At 41.4% G+C, this 19095-nt stretch carries 8 protein-coding genes, 1 tRNA gene and 2 pseudogenes; 1 reads left to right on the top strand and 10 read right to left on the bottom strand.

The window, feature by feature from the left end:
* Nucleotides 1-3: 3 nt before the first annotated feature.
* The 8 genes and pseudogenes from J5A56_RS04080 to J5A56_RS04115 form a co-directional block, all read right to left on the bottom strand.
* Nucleotides 4-711, bottom strand: coding sequence for a DUF4843 domain-containing protein (locus tag J5A56_RS04080; protein ID WP_036920068.1), 708 nt, complete (start codon nt 709-711; stop codon nt 4-6).
* A gap of 325 nt (nt 712-1036) precedes the next feature.
* Nucleotides 1037-2491: a RagB/SusD family nutrient uptake outer membrane protein gene (locus J5A56_RS04085; protein ID WP_021672288.1), complete on the bottom strand. Its 1455-nt coding sequence runs from the start codon at nt 2489-2491 to the stop codon at nt 1037-1039.
* 17 nt (nt 2492-2508) lie between these two features.
* A complete protein-coding gene (locus J5A56_RS04090; RefSeq protein WP_021672287.1) occupies nt 2509-5760 on the bottom strand; it encodes a SusC/RagA family TonB-linked outer membrane protein in 3252 nt (1083 codons plus the stop codon).
* A gap of 811 nt (nt 5761-6571) precedes the next feature.
* The gene (gene tsaE, locus J5A56_RS04095; RefSeq protein WP_021672285.1) at nt 6572-6982 is read right to left on the bottom strand and encodes a tRNA (adenosine(37)-N6)-threonylcarbamoyltransferase complex ATPase subunit type 1 TsaE; all 411 of its coding nucleotides are present in this window, start codon (nt 6980-6982) and stop codon (nt 6572-6574) included.
* 231 nt (nt 6983-7213) lie between these two features.
* The gene (locus J5A56_RS04100) at nt 7214-8833 is read right to left on the bottom strand and encodes a bifunctional response regulator/alkaline phosphatase family protein (RefSeq protein WP_021672284.1); all 1620 of its coding nucleotides are present in this window, start codon (nt 8831-8833) and stop codon (nt 7214-7216) included.
* Between the two features lie 18 nt (nt 8834-8851).
* A complete protein-coding gene (locus J5A56_RS04105; protein ID WP_021672283.1) occupies nt 8852-12322 on the bottom strand; it encodes a tetratricopeptide repeat protein in 3471 nt (1156 codons plus the stop codon).
* 52 nt (nt 12323-12374) lie between these two features.
* Nucleotides 12375-12773, bottom strand: coding sequence for a hypothetical protein (locus J5A56_RS04110; protein WP_021672282.1), 399 nt, complete (start codon nt 12771-12773; stop codon nt 12375-12377).
* 42 nt (nt 12774-12815) lie between these two features.
* Nucleotides 12816-14068: pseudogene (locus J5A56_RS04115) on the bottom strand (3-phosphoshikimate 1-carboxyvinyltransferase).
* Between the two features lie 124 nt (nt 14069-14192).
* On the opposite strand from J5A56_RS04115, the gene J5A56_RS04120 reads away from it, so the two are divergent.
* Nucleotides 14193-14267: transfer RNA gene (locus tag J5A56_RS04120), tRNA-Pro, on the top strand.
* 1184 nt (nt 14268-15451) lie between these two features.
* Here the strand turns inward: J5A56_RS04120 and J5A56_RS04125 are convergent.
* Together J5A56_RS04125 and J5A56_RS04130 are read right to left on the bottom strand one after the other, a co-directional pair.
* Nucleotides 15452-17333: pseudogene (locus tag J5A56_RS04125) on the bottom strand (IS1634 family transposase).
* A 604-nt stretch (nt 17334-17937) separates the two neighbouring features.
* Complete coding sequence (locus tag J5A56_RS04130; protein WP_036919634.1) at nt 17938-19026, bottom strand: zinc ribbon domain-containing protein; 1089 nt, start codon at nt 19024-19026, stop codon at nt 17938-17940.
* Nucleotides 19027-19095 lie beyond the last annotated feature (69 nt).

Genomic DNA, 19095 nt, shown 5'->3' on the forward strand with positions numbered 1-19095 from the left:
TAATTACTCTGGGTTGGCAGCAAAATAAGCCACCAACTTCTGAATATTTCGATAAAGCTGTGTCCATTTTCTACGGTCACGAATTGCTGCCTCAAGTTCGCTTACGTTTGAATTGTACAAGCTGAGGAGATAACGATACTTTGCTGGTGTATAAGCAGGAAGTCCCATTGCTTGCAGCATAGGGTTATCCCACCAGTACGGTTTCTCAAGTACATTATCGAACGTAATGGTTCTCTTTATACTCTTTGGGAAACGAACACCAAGGTCGTTAGTTGCCTCAAGACGAATAACCAAACGGATATTATCATTCTTTGTATCACTAAGATTTTTACGCAACAACACAACTGGGAAACTTGCGCTAAGGCTATCTGCAGGCACCGTTTGTTCACTGTTAATTGCTTCAAAGTGTACTCCCGCCTTTGCTGTACTACTTGGATCAACTACAACCTTAAAGGTTTGTGCCCGTGACTTTCTCACTCCAGCAATCTTCACCTTTATCTTTACAGTATCTGTTGTTACACTGGTTGGCTGTGCACCGAATGAGAAGTTATATAATGTATCAGCAGCATTATTCAAGTCGAAATAAACCTGATTAGCTCCTTCGAAAGTACCATCCTTTGAGTATTCACCTTTGTACTCATCATTTGAACACGCTGCCAACGACAATGCAATGACACCGATAGCGAAGAAGTTTGTGATTGATTTACACATAATCATACGTTTTTTAGTGTTGTCCGATAAACAAATTCCATGTAGCTTAGCCTTTTCTTCCTTATTATATAGGACTGTGATGACTTCGCTTTCCCATGTTTTGCTGATGTGCTAAGTTCCCGCACATGTGGTGCGAAGGCTCAGCACGCATGGTGCGGAGGGCTAACACCAATGGTGCTGCATATTAGTTGACCCATCAAAGAGCTTATACAACTTAAGTATTATCGGATTACAATATTTGTTTTTATGTTTATATCTCTTCTTTTATACAGTCAAGTCAGTGATTTAGCTATGCTAAACCTCGCTGACTCATTGATATGAATTATTACTGATGTACTACTTTATCACCGTACTCATTCTCTCTATCTGGCCAAGGGAGGTTGAAGATAGCATCAGAAGGCTGATAAGTATCAATATTTCTAAAATCAGTAAAACTACGATTGTAATGCTTCAACGCATAGAAAGTCTGTCCCATACCAGGGAACTCACGCATACGCTCGCGCATCATTTCCTGCTCAAAGAGTGTACGTGTTGAAACTTTAGTCGCATCAACATCGCCCAATCCTCTACTCTTTCTTACCTTATTAAGCAAACTGATTGCCTCTGTCTGGTTTGAATCGTAAAGACTTTCGCTCAAGATATAATACATCTCCGGCAGACTAATTAGTACAAATCCTTTCAATACTCCTCTTGTAGCCTCAGCGTCATTCTGAATTAGACGGATAAAACTAAAAGATGTGGAGCCTCCTGACGTATTCTCTTTATAGAAAGAAGTAAAACGAAGGTCGGAGCTAAGTGCCGTAAAGAGGTCTGTCTCATAGATGCTATGTGTATCACGACGCCCCTCGAGGAAAGTTCCGAAAGCGTTTGAACGAAGGAAAGCTGCACGAATAGCATTCGAACGATCAGCAGCATAGACACCAAATATCATCTCCTTGCTGGCTGGGAAACGCATCACAGAATCAATCGAGGTACTTGTATTCAGTGCAAAATTACTTGTTGCGTTGATGACCTCACGTGCATACTTTGCTGCTTCTGTGTACTTACCCATAGCATAGTACACACGAGCTTTGGTAGCCTTCACGGCATACTTATTGAAAAGTATTACACGTCCCTTGCTATAATCACGTACGAAGGTGTTATCGTATGTAACATCATTGTCGTCTGCCAACAATGAGTCAGCCTGATTCAAGTCCTTAAGAATAAGGTTGAACGTTGCCTGCAAAGTGTAACGAGGGTGGTTCTTCAGATTGAACTCTGTTGCGTATGGCAGACCAAGAGTGCTTGCATCACTGCGTGTATAGTCTGTACAGTAGAGGCGAGCGAGGTCGAAGTGCATAAAAGCACGGAGTCCTAATGCCTCACCATGAATCATCTTGCGCTCTTGTGCACCTGCACTGATATCATTAATATGCTTCAATACGTTGTTAACATTAGCAATGTTATTATACATATTGCTCCAAACAGCATCTACCACATTGCGTGCCTGCTGGTTTGTATACTGGTAACGGTTCAGGTAATAGCTAACATCCTGTGTGTTGTCATAACCGAACTGCTGTCCAAGTTCATCAACCATACCCCAAGAAAGGTTCTGACCATAGAGGTTGGATGTAGCCAATTTTCCATAAACACCAAACATGGCATCCTCATAACCAGTCAAGTCAGTAAACATCTCGTCATCTGTCAACTGTCCTTTAGGTTGTACATCTAAGAAGTCGTTGCACGATGTAAGCAGCGCAACAACCATGAATATTCCTATATATTTCGATATTTTTTTCATTGTAATCCTATTTAGTTTTAGAGTGAGAAACGTAATGAGAATTCAAAGCTTCTGTCGTATGGATAGTTCAAACCACGCTCTCTCTTCGCTGTTGACAGGTAGAAGAGGTCGTTAGTCAGAAGTTCCAAGAACATACGTTTCAATCCGTACTTCTGAATAAAGGTCGTTGGAACCTCATAAGAGAGTGACAGGCTGCTCATACGCAGGAAGTTATTCTTCTGTACGAAACGTGAAGTCTGGTAAGGTGTAGCTGTATCATCAATACGCTTGTACTTCGCTACCGTTCCAGGAGCCTTCCATCTGTCATTCAATACACGCTCATCAGCGTTATACTTAGGGTTAGCACCCTCCACCTTTGTTGCCAAAGTCTCATTGTAGAGTGAGCCTCCGAAAGAGTACTGGAAGGTACAACTCAATGCAAATCGCTTATAGGTAAGGTAAGAGTTTACCGAACCTGTACCGAAAGGATTGGTATCACCGAAGATTACCTTGTCATTTGGATCGTACGTAAAGGTATAACTTCCGTCACGCTTGATGAAGATTTCCTGACCTGTTACAGGGTCGATACCTGCAGAAGGAACAACCTTCAAGGCTGTCAAAGACTGCCCCTCTTCATAGATAGGAAGTGGTGCAACACCATTGTCGGACTTGTTCTTCTCGTTTTGTTCACGCAGAGAATTACTGATTTTCTTAATCTTATTCTTGTTGTAAGCATATGTCAAACCAAGTGACCACTGCCAATCCTTATTCTGAATTGGGAAGGTACGCAGACGAAGTTCAAAACCTGAGTTCTGTACCTCACCAATGTTCTCACGTGAAGTTGTCACACCCACTGATGGTGCCTTGGTGATATCCAAGAGCAGGTTATCAGTGTTCTTGACGTAGTAATCAGCCGAAAGGTCTACACGACCACGGAAAGCAGTGAAGTCAACACCGATGTTGGTGCTCAACGTACGCTCCCACTTCAAGTCAGGATTACCAATAGTAATTGGCGTAGCACCAGTACCCTTACCATAGAAGTAAGAACTGTTATAGCTATAAGTTGTCAATGCCTGATAGGGGTTAAAGTTGATATTACCCAAGTAACCAACACTGGCACGGAGCTTCAAAAGCGTAACAGGTGTTCCCTTCATGAACTTCTCGTTGTGGATATTCCAACCACCGCCGACACTCCAGAAAGGAGCAAAACGCTGGTTCTTACCGAAACGAGACGAACCCTCATAACGATAGATAAGGTCGAGGAAGTACTTGTTATCCCAAATGGTGTTGGCATTAACGAAGAAACCTACACCTCTTGTCTGTGTGTCAGAGCCACTTGGACGTGTTGCTGCGTATGAAGTAGCAAAAGCTGGGTGTCCGAGCTTATCTGAATAGAAGCCTATTGAAGTATAAGAAGCGGCATCTGTTGATGTAGACTCAATGCTACTACCTCCCATTGCTGTTAAGAAGAGTTTCTTAAAGAAGTAGTTGTTGTATGACAACATAGCCTTTCCCTGCAACGTAGTTGTGTTCACCCAGCTATCAGTCAATGAACCACGCTGGTTAGCCGACTTATTACGAATCTCGCTGTAAGCAAAAGGAGAGGTGAAAGAGCGTCTATCCTGCTTGCTACGGTCAATCGTAAAGTCTCCATCCAAACGAATTTTCTCACCAAACCACAACTGTATGTTGGTCGTATTTAGGAAGTCAAAGTTGTTTGACTTGCTATAACTTCCCAATGATGCATCGTACAGTGGGTTTGCCAAATCGTGATAAAGCGAAGAACGCAACTGTCCATCGCTATTGTATGGGTTCTCATAAGGATTCATCTTCACCCAGTCAGAGAAATCACCATAAGGCGAAACGTTGCTCGTTACAGATGAGATGGTCGAACTATTTGACACGAAGAACTTACCTGAAATATTGTATGACAAACGGAAGTTGGTTGAAAGACGAGTACGATCAGAACCCTTCATAACACCAGCATCCTTACCATAGCGTACACCGAGGTTATATTTCGCACGATCATCACCACCATCAACACTTAAACTGTGTGACTGTGAGATAGCGTTACGCAATGGCTTTGACAACCAATCAGTCTCAACACCTCTTTGAATATCGTTATATATACGTGCATAATCCTTATCAAGCTTATATTGAGTTGAAGGGCTTGTATCTGTAAACAAGCCAGCAAGACGCTCATACTCCAACTTCTGACGCGCATTCAACAAGTTATAATCAGACAAGTCAGGGGTTGAAAGACGCACTGTTCCACTATAATTCAATTTCAACTTACCACCTTTCAGCGTCTTTGTCGTAATAACAATAACACCAGCAGAGGCCTTTGCACCATAGAGCGCAGATGCAGAAGCATCCTTCAACACGGTAACGGTCTCGATATCATTCATATCCATATCGGCAACATACTCAGCTGTTACCTGCGCACCATCTACTACATAGACTGGTGTATTTGCTTGACCTTCGAAGGTTGCACGACCACGGATATTGAGTTCTGCCACCTTATTAGGGTCAGAACCTTTGAGGTTATCATCTGCAATCACCATACCAGGAACGAAACTTGCAATACTCTGCAGTACATTCTTCGTACCTACGTTCATCAACTGTTCACGACTTACAGCCACCTGAGAACCCGTAAACGAGTTCTTATTCTTGGTCTGATAACCAGTCACAACCACTTCCTGCATCTCTTTCGTGTCTTCATGCAAAGTGATATTAGCAATTGTGCCATTCTTGACGGTCTTTGTTACAGTCTTATAACCGATATATGACACATTCATGTGTACTTCTTTCAGATCGGTTATAATCTCATATTCACCATTAATGTCGGTCACATAACCACCGTTAACGCCATCCACACGGATAACCGCACCGATAATCGGGTCACCATTATTATCAGTAACCTGACCACGAACGCCACCTTTGCGCTGTGCAGTTTCTTTTTTTGCAAGCGTTAAGGTGTTGCCATCAACACTATATGAGAGTGGAAACTGGTTTGCCAGGTTCAACAACAAACTTGATACTGACTGATCACGCACATCAAGGGTTACACCTTTAAGTGCCTTCACATCTTCATCTGCAAACTTCACATTCAATCCTGTCTGCTTAGCAACCTCATTTGCGAAATCCCCCACTGTGGCATCACGCATTGAGAGCGTTACTTTTGCACCGTTCAGCTCTTGCGCTGACATGGAGAGACTTAATGGTCCAAAGCATAAAAGGTTCAGAAAAAGAACACAAATTATGCGCTGGAGAAATTTAATCTTCTGCATCGTTCTCTAAAATAATGAATTTTGTTACTTGAAAATACATTCCTCTTAAACTCGAAAACTCTTATGTTAATAATTGCCCAGAGAGAAGAAAAGACTTCTTTATAACTATTAATACTATTAAAATACTTACCTTCACAGGTAGCCAATACCTATTTATATATTAGGCTGCAAAAATACGAAAAAAAACAAAAAGCCAAGCGATTTTATTATTAAATTTAAGAATATTGCTCGTAATTAGTGTTTTTTGATAGACAATTATTCGTTTTAGTAGTATTTTCTTTGCTAAATGATGGTAAATAGGAAGCCTAATATCATAATCATATAGATTTTCGCTTTTATATTCATCTTACCTTAAATGTATTGATAGAGATACAGGTTTATAGCTGATATAATATGATTCTGTAATTGCAGATAATCATAGAGGAAGATAAACAAAGAGACTGCTGAACAGAACAGGTAGATAGTAGCCTATCTATTTATAACCACGTTTCTTGCCTTCTTAAATCAATTTGCTCCTTTGTTTGTCATGGTATGTAAAATATTTTCACACCGCTTGAAATCTATATATGCTCTTTTGGCTTTGAAAAGACGCCCAATTGGCTTGCAAAAGATGCCCTTTAAGGACCTTACTAACGCCCTTTTGAGGTTCAATTAAGCATCTTTTGCAACGCCTTTTGTAACCGTTTGATTTCATGATAGTTACAAATTCGTCTTTTATGCTTGTTTGGGACTGTTTTTATTGGACTTTTTCTGAATTTATGTAATAATTTTTCAAATCTCTACCAGTATATATCTTCGTCTTTCTTTGTCGTTAACAACTAAGCTTACGAGTACCATCAGGTTGCTCCTCAATGGTAACCTTGATGACATTCTCAGGAAGGATATCCTCAATCAGCTCTGGCCATTCTAATAGACAGAGGTTACCACTATAGAAATAGTCCTCATAACCCATGTCATATACCTCTTCTAATTTCTTGATACGATAGAAGTCAAAGTGATAGATAGGGTTCTCATTGCCGTCAGTATATTCGTTGATGATAGCGAAAGTAGGGGAGGTGATAACATCTTCTACACCCAAAACTTCGCAAAGAGCCTTAATGAAAGTAGTCTTTCCTGCACCCATCTTTCCGTAGAAAGCGAATACCTTTCCATCACCCATCCCCTTGACAAATTCCTTTGCTGCCTCGTGGATGGTGTCGAGGTTTTTGATTGTAATTTCCATATTGTTTTCTTTTTATTCTGTTTTATGTGTAGGTGGTTGTGAGTCGTTCGGTCATCCATAGGTTCATATAAGTCTTCGAAAGTTTTATAAAGTACTATGTCCGCACACTTCTGCCACAACTAATCTTTGTTTTATTGAATATTCTTTCCTTTATAAAATAAACTTTCAGTCCCATCTTTTAAGAGACTTTGAGTGAGGCTCCCCTCCTTTCGGAGGGGCTGGGGGAGGCTTTTACCTCTTTCTCGGACTTAATGTTGCCAATGGCACAATCATCTCCTCCATTGATATACCTCCGTGTTGGAAAGTATCTTTATAGTAAGAGACGTAATAGTTATAATTATTGGGATAAGCAAAAAACGAGTCGCCAGTAGCAAAGACGTAGCTTGTACTAAGATTGGGGGCTGGTAATTGTGCCAGATGAGGATTCTTAATAGCAAATACCTTTCGTGCATCGTAGTTGAGGTTCTTTCCTAACTTATAGCGCAGATTGGTGTTTGTGTTGCGATCACCAATAATCTTCACAGGGTTGGTAGTACGGATAGAACCGTGGTCAGTCGTAATGATGACCTTATAATCAGACTGTGCTAACTCCTTGAAGACGTCTGCTAATACACTATGCTGGAACCAACTGAGTGTGATAGACCGATATGCACTCTCGTTGCTTGCCAACTCGCGAATCATTCTCATCTCTGTACGTGCATGGGAGAGCATGTCGACAAAGTTGACCACAAGGACATTGAGGTCGTTTTGTGCAAGGTTATTATATTGCTGCATGAACTTGTCAGCACCAACAGAGTCGTTAATCTTATGATAAGAGAACTTGTCATGACGGCGATAGCGTTCTATCTGCGTTTGTATGAGTGGTTCCTCGTTGAGGTTCTTACCCTCTTCTTCGTCTTCATCAACCCATAGTTCAGGGAACATCGTTGCTATCTGCTTCGGCATAAGACCACTGAAGATAGCATTGCGGGCATACTGTGTGGCAGTCGGGAGAATACTCATGTAGAGGTCTTCCTCAATGTCAAACATGTCGCCAATCTCTTTTGAGAGAATACGCCATTGGTCGAGTCGGAAGTTGTCAATGACGATGAGAAAAACTTTTTCACCTTTATCAATGAGTGGAAATACCTTGTTTTTGAAGATGTCAGTACTAAGCAACGGACGATTATTGTTATTGTTTATCTGCTGCTTCTTGTTCTGTCCAGCTAATTTTGAGAAGCTATTGCTCATTTTGTTGTCTTGTGGTGCAACCCAGTCAAGATAGTTCTTGGCAATGAATTTAGCAAAACCATTGTTGGCTTCTTCCTTCTGCATCTTCAGCATCTCGGTCATATTGCTGTCAGCACTACTTAGTTCAAGTTCCCAATGTACAAGCTTGCGATACACTTCTTTCCAATCATCGAAGGTGCGGCAGTCGGCAATCTGCATGGCAATTTGCTGGTAGTTCTGTTGATAACCACTTTGGGTTACTTCTGTGACAATCTCTTTTTGGTGGACATTCTTTTTCAGTGTAAGGAGAATCTGGTTCGGATTGACAGGCTTAATGAGGTAATCGGCAATCTTCGCACCGATAGCCTGATTCATAATGTCTTCCTCCTCACTCTTCGTTACCATAACGATAGGTGTAGCAGGTTGTATCTCCTTAATGCGTTGTAAGGTCTCTAAGCCAGATAAACCCGGCATCTGCTCGTCCAAAAGGACGAGGTCGAATGTTTGTGATTGGCATTGGTCGATGGCATCAGTACCATTGCTTACCGTTACCACTTCGTATCCTTTCTTCTCAAGGAAGATGATATGAGCCTTTAACAACTCAATCTCATCATCTACCCAAAGTAACAATCCATTGCTCATAGCTGTTGTCTCCTTTCCTTAGAATCCCTCCAAATCGTAGTATTCATCTTCGATATTATTCTGGATGGGCTGGTTCTTTTTATTATTTTTATTGTTTGTCTTCTTCTGTTGAGGAACTTCATCACCGAAATAGATTATCGGACCATCATCCGAAACCTTCTTCTTTTGCACAGGTGTTGCCTGTTGTTTCTGTGTAGAAGGTTGTTGTGGCTTTGTTGATGCAGGCTTATTTGACTTGTCCACAGCCACTGGTTTTGTTGTCTTTGCAGGTGTTGCAGGCATTGTTGTCTTGACTGGTGCAACAGGTTTTATTATTTTGTTTGTAGTGGTTGTCTCCTTTGTCTTAACCGGTGTCACAGGAGCAGCTGGCTTGACAGGCTCCTCTTCTGGTATGAAGTATGTACTGTTATCATCTAATACAGGTTTCTTCTCCTCTGTAATAGGTTTCTTGTCCGTTGCTGGTTTCTTCTCTTCAACAATAGGTTTCTTATCCTCTGAAGGAATTTCAAAGGTGTTGCTGTTCTGTTCAATCACCTTCTGTTCTGTCTTTGTTGACTTCGTTTCCTCCAAAGGAATAGTCATCGTGTTGTCAACAGGTACGTCTTGTGTATCAGGATAGAGGTCAGGATCACTTGCATGCTTCTCTTCAATCTCCTGCTGTATGTCACGTTCACGTGGTGTAGCAACCTCTGCTGGCTCACTAAGTAAGTATCTTTGTGTCACGACTAATGGGGCAAAATGCTTTGCATAGAATGCCTCATAGTCCTTGAAACTATAGGTTGTTCCTATCAGTTTAAGGTTCTTATCGCTGATGATAATACCCTTAGTAGTCTTACCCATTTGCTGTGCTACAGCCTGTGATGCAAATAGTTGGCGTGCATATTGATAAGCCTCATCAAAGCTGCGGAAGCCCGATACCTGCATTAGATGTAAGCCATTGAGATCTTCTATCTCAATTTCAAAGTTACGAACGAGGAAGTTTGTGAAGTTAAATCGCGCCAATTCGAATAGCAACTTGTTCTCTTTTAATGAGTCAGGATGGTAGACAAGCAGGAACTTAAAGTCTATGTCACGTTCTGAGGAGAGCTTAGCTTGTTGTATGCTATCGCTATCATTCATTACGTTTGCACGATAACTCCAAATGTCGTCAAGGTCAAACTTACCTCCACGTAGTTTCTTTCCAGCCTGTACACCATTGACAATCATACCCGCCATTTCACTGATACGACTGCTTGGATAGTTCTTAACAACCTCCTTCATGTCATTAACACAACCCGTAGGGTCGCCATTGTTCAGCTTACTCAATCCTCCAATGAAGAGGAACTTATCCCTATTAGCACCCATAGGGAAGCGTGATTTAGATACATGAATATTACCAGCTACCTCACTATATCTTCCTTGTTTGAAAGCTTCATAGGTCGCAGCATAGAGTGAATCTTCTATCTGTACGCCAAAACGAAGGTTCTGCTTATAGTACGGGTCAGTAAGGAGAGCAGTCCACTTACTCTTTGCGAACTTCTGACTTAGTCGTGTAACATAGTTCTCAGCCACCTGTGGTTCGTTCTTACGCATATAAAGTAGATAGAGATGATAGTACACATCGTCCATCTGTTCATAGTCTGGATAGTTGTCACTCACACGTCGCAACGCCTTTTCTGCTAAGCGAAGGTTGTCAAGTCTGTCCTTAAAGATAACACCAGAGTGGTGCAATCCGTCTTCGAGTATCTTATTACTTTCTGCTAACTGTTCAGCAGTGAAAGGTATTTGTGATAGATAATACTCACGTTTATGTGGGTTGTTTTTGAGAGAATCCGCCGCTTGATTGATAGAATCCTGTCGTGCTTCAGCACGCATGATAGAATCTCTTTGCTGTTCTGTGAGCTCAAAAGGGTTGTTGGTATTGCCTATTCTGCCCACAACACTTTGATTGATGCGTTGCCAGTTATCAATATTCTCTCGTTTACCCCAGAGTTGTTGGAAGGTTATCTTTCCTTGCTGAACAGCTGTTGGGTTATAGAAATACCATGTACTTCCTTGCTGTTGTCTGTTGTTTTTAGGCTTAGGAGTTCCAAGGTTATTATTTCCAAAGTCGCCATTCATACCTTGTTGCTGTCCATTGTTTAATGTTGCTTGCAAGTCTCGTTCTTCTTTCTCTTTCTTCTTGAGGGCTGTGATGACACGGTCAATAGCTGCATTGCGTTCTTGTTCAGAACATTTTGCAAGATATTGAAGCGAGTCTTGGAGCTGTACTGCATCCGTATAAGGGGCTAATTCGTCCAAAATCTTTGAGCGTTCAGATAATTGCTCGTAGTCTTTGCGATCCTTGTCAAGCAGTCCGATAGCCTCACCATAGCATCGTTTTGCATCTCCAAAGCGTTCTTTTGCCCAGTAGAGGTCGCCAAGGTGGAGTAGCAATACGCCCTTCTCAATACCACTTCTTGTAGCCTTCTTATTGCCTTGCTCGTATGCATTAATGGCTGCAAGCGTATCTCGTGCGGCAAGATGTATGTTGCCCATGGCATAATACACTTGGTCAAGATACTCCTTGTTATTGTCAGAAGCAGCCATTTGCTTGAGCTTACTAATCATCTTCTTCGTCTGCCCGGTAACTTCAGTTTGTGCAATACGTGCATTGAACTCTAATTCATAGGGAGGGTTGGTACGAATAACACGTTGGAAGGCTTTGTAGGCTTCCTCATTTCTGCCAAGTGAAGCCAATACTTGTCCGAGCAGATACAGCTCACGAGCCTTCTGCTTCTTACGCATTTCATGCTTGATAACCTTTTGAAGATAAGGAACAGCCTTTTCTAACTCACCTGAATGCAGGTAATAATCAGCATAAGTATAGTCCCATTCTTTCACAGCTCGCCAATCCAACGAGTCACGTTGCATGTTGCGGATGATATCCTCTGCATCATAGAGCCAATCTTGTTCTATGTAACACTTAGCCAACCAAGCCCTTGCTTTTCCATATATCGCTGGTTGTCCTTTGTAGATGCGACTCATATAAGCAAATGTTGCAGCCGCTTCTTCAAAGGCTCCTTTGTGGAATTGAGAACGTCCCATGAGCATCCACGCTTTCCAAAGGAAGGGATTATACTCACGGCGCGACAGCCATTCAATGTCTTTTTCGGTCTTTCGTCTATTCTTTGTCCACTCTGGTCTTTTCTTGATACTATGCTTTGCAATAGCTTTCTCAGCCTTTTCTATAGCCCTATCAAAGCTTCCTTTCCCTATGTCACGACTATTCTTGTTGCCGACAGTATAGAGTGGAATGAATTCAGTGAAGTTATCTTTATTTCCCTTCTCTTTCTCTAATGAGCCATCAATATAAGCTTGTGCACCGTTATAGTAGACATTATAACGTGTATTGAAAGCATGCGACCAACGCGTTTGCGCGGTGTTATTCTTTGTTGAGCAACTAATAATGGTTAGTACACTGATTGCCAACAGAGAGGGAATGATATGTCTTATTATTCTTTTCTTCACGTTTCCTTTGATGTTCTGTACTTAAAAACAATGGTAGATACAGATAACAGACTTAGTCTTCTATCATTGCTATCAACTCATCTTTGATTTGATTAGGTAGATTAATTTCTCTAAGGATAAGGCTTCTGTTCCAGGCTTTCACTTCTTTGGGTTGCATTGTGTAGAGAACAGTTGCAAACTCTTCTACCTCTTCGTCTGTGTATTGGTCTGACTGTCTGCCACGAAAGCGGTCGAGTTCTTCATCGTCATAATACTCTATGTCTTTTGTTGCAGCTTCCATCATACACACCTGTTCGCATTTGTCGTCCGTCCCATCACAGGAGGAACAGTCGCCAGATGTAGGCATAATGACATCAGGCTCACCAACTTTCTGCTTGGTGAGCTTTGTCGCAATAGCTGCAATAATCGCTAAGATTAAGAGAGAACCTATGCCAATGAAAAATATATTCATTCTTTACTTTCTTTTCTTATTTGAGCAACTCCGATGAGTTGGTTAATCTACTTGTTCTATCTGGAAACCAGCCTTGCGCAAATCGTCCCAGTAATGAGGATAAGATTTAGACACAACCTCAGGGTTATTGATATGTATCTCGCCTAACTTAATAGCTAATGGGGCAAACGACATAGCCATACGATGGTCTTCGTAGGTGTCAATAATTGGTTGTGCCATTGGCTCACAACGTTCGCCATTCCACGATAACGCAGTCCCATCCTCCTCATTGAGTAGATAGCCTAACTTCTCCATCTCTCTCTTCATGGCTTCAATACGGTCAGTCTCTTTAATCTTCAAACTCCCTAAGCCTGTGAAGTGGAAGGGGATTCCTAATATCGGACATACTGCAATGAGCGTTTGTGACAAGTCGGGCTGATTAGTAAAGTCATATTCCATCCTGTTCAACATTCGTGAATGGCGTGTCAATATGGCTTCAGACAATCTGTCGGTTGCATCTTTGTTGAAACCAGTCTTGACTCCCAACAGTGAGAAGATATATCTTACCGCAGAGTCGCCTTGCCGAGAGCCATCTTTCAATCCTTGCAAAATAACTTTTGAAGTCTGTTTATCTGTGAGCGCAAGAATCTCATACCAATAGCTGGCTGCACTCCAATCGCTTTCTATGACGTAAGTTCGCTGTTGATAGACCTGTGGCTTCACACTGATAGTGTCAAAGTCGGACCATTCTGCCGATACACCGAACTCGTGCATAAGATGTAGCGTAAGGTCTATATAAGGTCGGGAAATGATATTGCCCGTTAATCTTAGTTCTAATCCTTTTGTCAGAATAGGCGCAATCATCAATAGTGCAGAAATATACTGCGAACTGACATTACCAGGAATCTCCAGTGTTCCTCCTTCCAACTGTTTGCCACGAATGTGGAGTGGGGGGTAGCCTTCTTCGCCAACATACTCAATCTCTGCTCCTAAATAACGTAGTGCATCGACGAGAATACCAATCGGCCGGTGTTTCATACGTTCCGTTCCTGTGATTGTGTACTCGCCATCAGTCGCGCTTAGATAAGCTGTCATAAAGCGCATTGCCGTACCCGCAGCTTTGATGTCAATCACATCCGACAGCTTTCTTAGCCCACGAATGATGACCTCTGTGTCGTCACAATCCGATAGATTATCAGGCATCATCCCTCCCTTTGTGAGTGCTTGGATAATCAGTGCACGATTACTGATACTTTTGATGCTGGAAGCGTGATTGATGTATCAATATGTTTGGGGCAAGTTATGATGTATTGCATGTGTATTTAGTGCAGATTTATGATACGACAAAATTACAAAATAAACTTGGTATATGAGAAAAAGAAGTCCAAAAGTTTGCTAATATGATGGAAAGTAATTAATTTTGCAATGCTTTAAACGGAACGGGATGTAGTTCAGTAGGTTTAGAATGCTGGTCTGGGGGACCAGTGGTCGCCAGTTCGAGTCTGGTCATCCCGACTGAAATAAATTAAAGATGCTGAACCTCAAGTAATTATTTTTGGTCGTTGGCAAAGTAGTCGGTGAATAGTCGGTGAACTTTAATTTAATAGAACAAACAGTATTCAATAGGGCATTTCACGCAAAATTAGGAAATGTCTAAAAAATCTCCCAAAAACAGTCAAACGGCTCAGTAGGGAAAAGTTGGAGGAAAGGTACATAAAAAGCTAATTATAAAAAGTCCTTCTAAACTTTGTAATAATAAATATCCCCAAATACGAGAGATATTATTACGGATAATAGAAGGATAGTTTTATTTTAGTTTGCTGTCACTTTTAACATTTCCTGTATCTTATTGTGATATAACATTTTAAGAGCCTACTATAACTGACAGGAGTGACAGGAGATTTAGTTTATGGGTCGCTCGGTAAAAACAAAATTAGCTGATTGATATATATATACTTTGCTGGTTCTTCCGAAATATGAAGTGACAAAGTAAGTCTCTTGTAATATAGCACGTAGAGAAAGGGGGAACGCGGAGGTGAACGCCATCTCACAGAGGTGCGAAAGCACAAAGAGCAGACAGGGGCGTAGTGTGCAGGTTGCTGATATCTTTGAAGACAAACGTTATATATACTTTACATACAATCGCTCCAACAAAATTTGCAATTATCCTTCTTTGCTCCACGCACCAGTGGTGTCTCCGTGTCAACCTTTGCTTTGTGATAAATCATCCTCCGTTCGCTCCGCCTCTGTGTACCTTTCTTCAAAGTACTAAACTCACGGGGTAAAACTCATTACGTCAAATACTTAAAACCCTTTATTCTTCCACGATACAAGTGAAAGAAAATATCAATTAAAGAAATTATCCCATCAATTTCATACCGAGCCCTTTATCTTTTCATTTCCATTCGTAGTCTTTCATTATATCTATTCTCACAATTGGTGTCATTCGTGGGCTTTCAATATATTTATTCGGCTCATTCGTAGTCTTTCAAAACCTACTCGGGTACGTCTCAGAATACGGGAACAGGTGTGCGGACAGGGATAAATCCCCAAACCACACACCTGTCATTAATATATACAGATGATAAAAAATATTATTCAGAAGTCCAGAGCTTGAGACCGTTGCTTCTGGCTCTGAACCCAAGTTTAACCCCCACTTTCGCCTATTTCTTGCAGTGACCGTACTTTCCTCGTTTTTCTTATGGGCTCTGTGTCCTACAAATTTTATTCTTTTTGTATGGTGAGTGTTTTAAGTTCAGCTTATCGTATATCTGTTTTGCTTGCTTCGAAGGACTACTACATTGGCGCATCTCGATGGTTTCACCTAATGGATTCTTCCCTTTTGTTGTGACGAGCTTCTGGGTGCTCATACGTCGTACAATCTCGGTCCAGTAACAGGATTCTCCTTCTCGTTTTAATTGACAACGGATGGTGTTTACCACCCAGTATAGGATAATAAACCGAAGAAAAGGTGTGCGTCACTTCGCTCATCTTTCTGATGATAGATAGGACGGAGGTTGAGATCATTCTTTAGTTGTCTGTTCGTACATTCTATCTCACGAATGAGATTGTAGTATTCCCATGTTACACGTTCAGAAAGTGTCCTGACATTGCTGCGGAGGAAATAGACTCTATGACCAGATTCCATTGCCGAGAGGTCTTTTATCTCCCAGTCTACACGCAGCATCTCCTTGGGTTTCTTCTCATTTTTTATGTAGCTATCTGGTAGAACTTCGCTATAGAAGGGTACTTCTATATGGCACGTCCTGTACGTTCAACAACCTTTTCATAGGTCTTTGTTCCACCTTTCTTGGAGATTCCATCGTTTATCCTCTGCAGTTCCATCTCAAAACGCTCTCTCCAAACCCTGTTCATGGACGACTCTGTCATAGCTTTCGAAGGAGATGTTATTTCGAGATAATAATCCTTATCATCCTCTGTCTTAACCTCTTTCAGCGTTATCTTCTGCCGACGGGCATCCATTACTGTAACGCTCTTATTATCATCACTGAGCATATAGTCCTTCATTTGCGTACGGGATACGCAGAGATAATTGTAACCCTTTTTCTTTATTAGCTCCAAGTTCTCTTCCGTGGCAACACCTGCATCCATGACAACAAGCGTATCCTTTGTCCGTGATGGATTCTTCTTTGCCAGCGTGTCAATCATATCGGGCAGAGACTTGGGGTCTGCTGTATTACCCTCCAAGATAGAAGAATAACGTATAAAACCTTCTTTATTGATACATAGTGCAAGTACAAGTAGCTTACAGTCAGAGCGTTTTTCTTTTGATCGACCGAACTTAGCCTTGTCGCTGTTACGCTTACTGCCCTCGAAATAGAAGTTGGTTAAGTCGAAGAGCATCAACTTGTTGTCTATATTAAAGAGATCGTCAGTAACGTTGCACAGATGACGCTCTAACTGTTCCTTTAGTTCATATAATTTGTCAGTGACTTTATACAGAGAATTGATTCCTGGTGTCCAGCCAGGAACTCCACTATAAAGTTCACCAGCAGCAGAGTTATCGCGCAAATAATAATAAGACGAACGTTCAGAAACTGCATATACTGTGCGAACAATCAATGCTGACAAAGCCGTGTGTATCGTATTCTCCGTCCAGCCGTTTCTGCGCAGGAAACCCTCTAATTGCAGTTTGTCTATCGTCTGCTTACAGAGCCACTCAGTACCGACATTCCTTGCGTCAGTATATTTTGCCGTCTCAAGGTCAACGTAGTTCTCATATTTTCTCAGCGACTTCTGCTCTTCCTTGTTAAACCTATCGATTCCACCTTCTTTCTCCATACGGCTCCACCATTCGTCAGCCTTTGCCTGTTCAATAGGAGTAAGTCCCTCAAGGCGTTCTTTGAAAAGCGAGGGTGTACTTCTGGTTTTGAAGCGTTCGGTAAGTGCGTATGCAATTTTTCGAACCTGTACGGTAGTAAGTGAAGGTTCAAAACCGATGTTCAACAAAATTAGCGAATGTACATGACCCTGCACGTCACGATATGACTCCTTGATGCGATAATAAGGAGCCATGTCGCCTGTTGCAGGGTTGAATCGTGTCTGTACATTTGCGTGCATGAGTGCAAAGTAACAAAATAATTTTGATATGACGGTGTCCTACAATTCGGATTTTAACCCTCGTGACAATACCCTATACTTGATTATCAATCATTTATCAAATTGATACTACACAAAACATCCCGAATATTTATGAAAAATAATTTTGCCAGTTAAACTTGGGTTAACATGTTTCTTTGTGTGAGTATGTAAATTATTTTCACACATCTTAAAGTTATATATGGTCATTTGGATTTGAAAAGACGCCCAATTGGCTTGCAAAACATGCCCTTTTGAAGTCTTACTAACGCCCTTTTGAGGTCCAATTAAGCACCTTCTGCAAGAGAGGCTTGTAACCATTTGATATTATGCGAGTTATAAATCTGCTTTTTATGCTCGTTTTGGGCTGTTTTTATAGAACTTTCCCTTGTGGTTGTGTAATGATTTTTCAAATCGTTATCGCATTTTTAGGCATCAGGAAGGAAACGTTTTCAACTCTTTTATACCCACGACAAGCATCTACGTATTTAATGGAAGAGCCCTTTTTGTGCCCAGCGGCATTCCAGTCTATAATTTCTTTTCCAAAATCCTGTGGCAGACTATAGTGAAGCGCATTTACTTTTTGCTATTCATTAACAGCTCCACATTGTGGGCATCTTCCCTTTCTGTGAAGGCGTACACCGCAATTTCCGCAATAATAGGTCTCACGGATCTTACGAAGATAGATTCGGAAGGCATAATAGATATAGACGATAAGAAGTGGATAACCTATATAATATAAGGTAAGCACTGAGAAGACGATATAGTTTACAGCACATACTGCACCCAATCCGCTAAGATAGAGTAGGGCTTCGCCCGATTTTAGGAGTCTTCGTACATCGTCAATTGTGGCGATGCTGATGATGAGCATTGCCCACACAAGCACCAAGAAGATGTTGAGTAGTAAGGGTTGTGAGAAGGGATTAAGCGATGGGTGGAAGTAGAACTCACGCCAGGTCTCTGGTGCAAAGAGTTGTATGGAAGCATAGAAAGCTGCAGATAGTGCCACGATGACAGCTAAGAGGGTAGGGTAGAAAGAGCTGATGTCGTTGAGATGCACAATATGTGCGTTCTTCTTCAATATCTTACGAGCTAAATACCCTACGCCCATAATTGAGATGACTATCAAGAAAATGAGCAGGTGAATGTTTGAGAAGGTAGAGATAAATTGCGAGATGGGGTCGGCAGGAACAACTTGTTTTAATAGTTGAGATTCGTGAATCCATCCAAAGGCATAGTCCTCTGTCGCTATTTGTACCCATACAGAATCTTGCTTATCATTCGGGAGAATACGTATGTCAGCTACAACAACTTCCTTTCCTTTCTTCACTGCAAAGGAATCGGTCTTCATGTCGTTGACAGCCTCTTCTGGTTGTTGACGGAGAAGCATTAGCGAATCTGGTATAACAACAAAATTAAAGCCTTGCGAATAATGGTGTTTTACACGGAAAGCCAACGAGTCTACCTTGCTTCGTGTACCGCTCCACTCTATTTGGTCCTTATCATTTTGTTTCAATACAGAATCATCTCCTGCCTCTAAACGGCGGGAGATTTGTGCTTCCTGAATGCTATCGGGAAGTCGGAAAGAGGATGGGATCTTCTTATGATAACAGCCTGTAAACGAGAAGCTAAATAGTAAGAGAAGGATCATCCCTATAATACCATTTCTTTGCATAGAGCAATTATCAAATTTCTTTGTTGTTGAAGCCTGAGCATACTCTTGTCTTTTGGGGGCTGGTTGATT

This window comes from Prevotella melaninogenica, assembly GCF_018128065.1.
In the GTDB taxonomy this organism is placed as follows: domain Bacteria; phylum Bacteroidota; class Bacteroidia; order Bacteroidales; family Bacteroidaceae; genus Prevotella.

Coding starts and splice junctions, on each gene's coding strand:
- J5A56_RS04080 (WP_036920068.1), bottom strand. CDS start 711: ATGTGTAAATCAATCACAAACTTCTTCGCTATCGGTGTCATTGCATTG.
- J5A56_RS04130 (WP_036919634.1), bottom strand. CDS start 19,026: ATGCAAAGAAATGGTATTATAGGGATGATCCTTCTCTTACTATTTAGC.
- J5A56_RS04090 (WP_021672287.1), bottom strand. CDS start 5,760: ATGCAGAAGATTAAATTTCTCCAGCGCATAATTTGTGTTCTTTTTCTG.
- J5A56_RS04085 (WP_021672288.1), bottom strand. CDS start 2,491: ATGAAAAAAATATCGAAATATATAGGAATATTCATGGTTGTTGCGCTG.
- J5A56_RS04110 (WP_021672282.1), bottom strand. CDS start 12,773: ATGAATATATTTTTCATTGGCATAGGTTCTCTCTTAATCTTAGCGATT.
- tsaE (WP_021672285.1), bottom strand. CDS start 6,982: ATGGAAATTACAATCAAAAACCTCGACACCATCCACGAGGCAGCAAAG.
- J5A56_RS04100 (WP_021672284.1), bottom strand. CDS start 8,833: ATGAGCAATGGATTGTTACTTTGGGTAGATGATGAGATTGAGTTGTTA.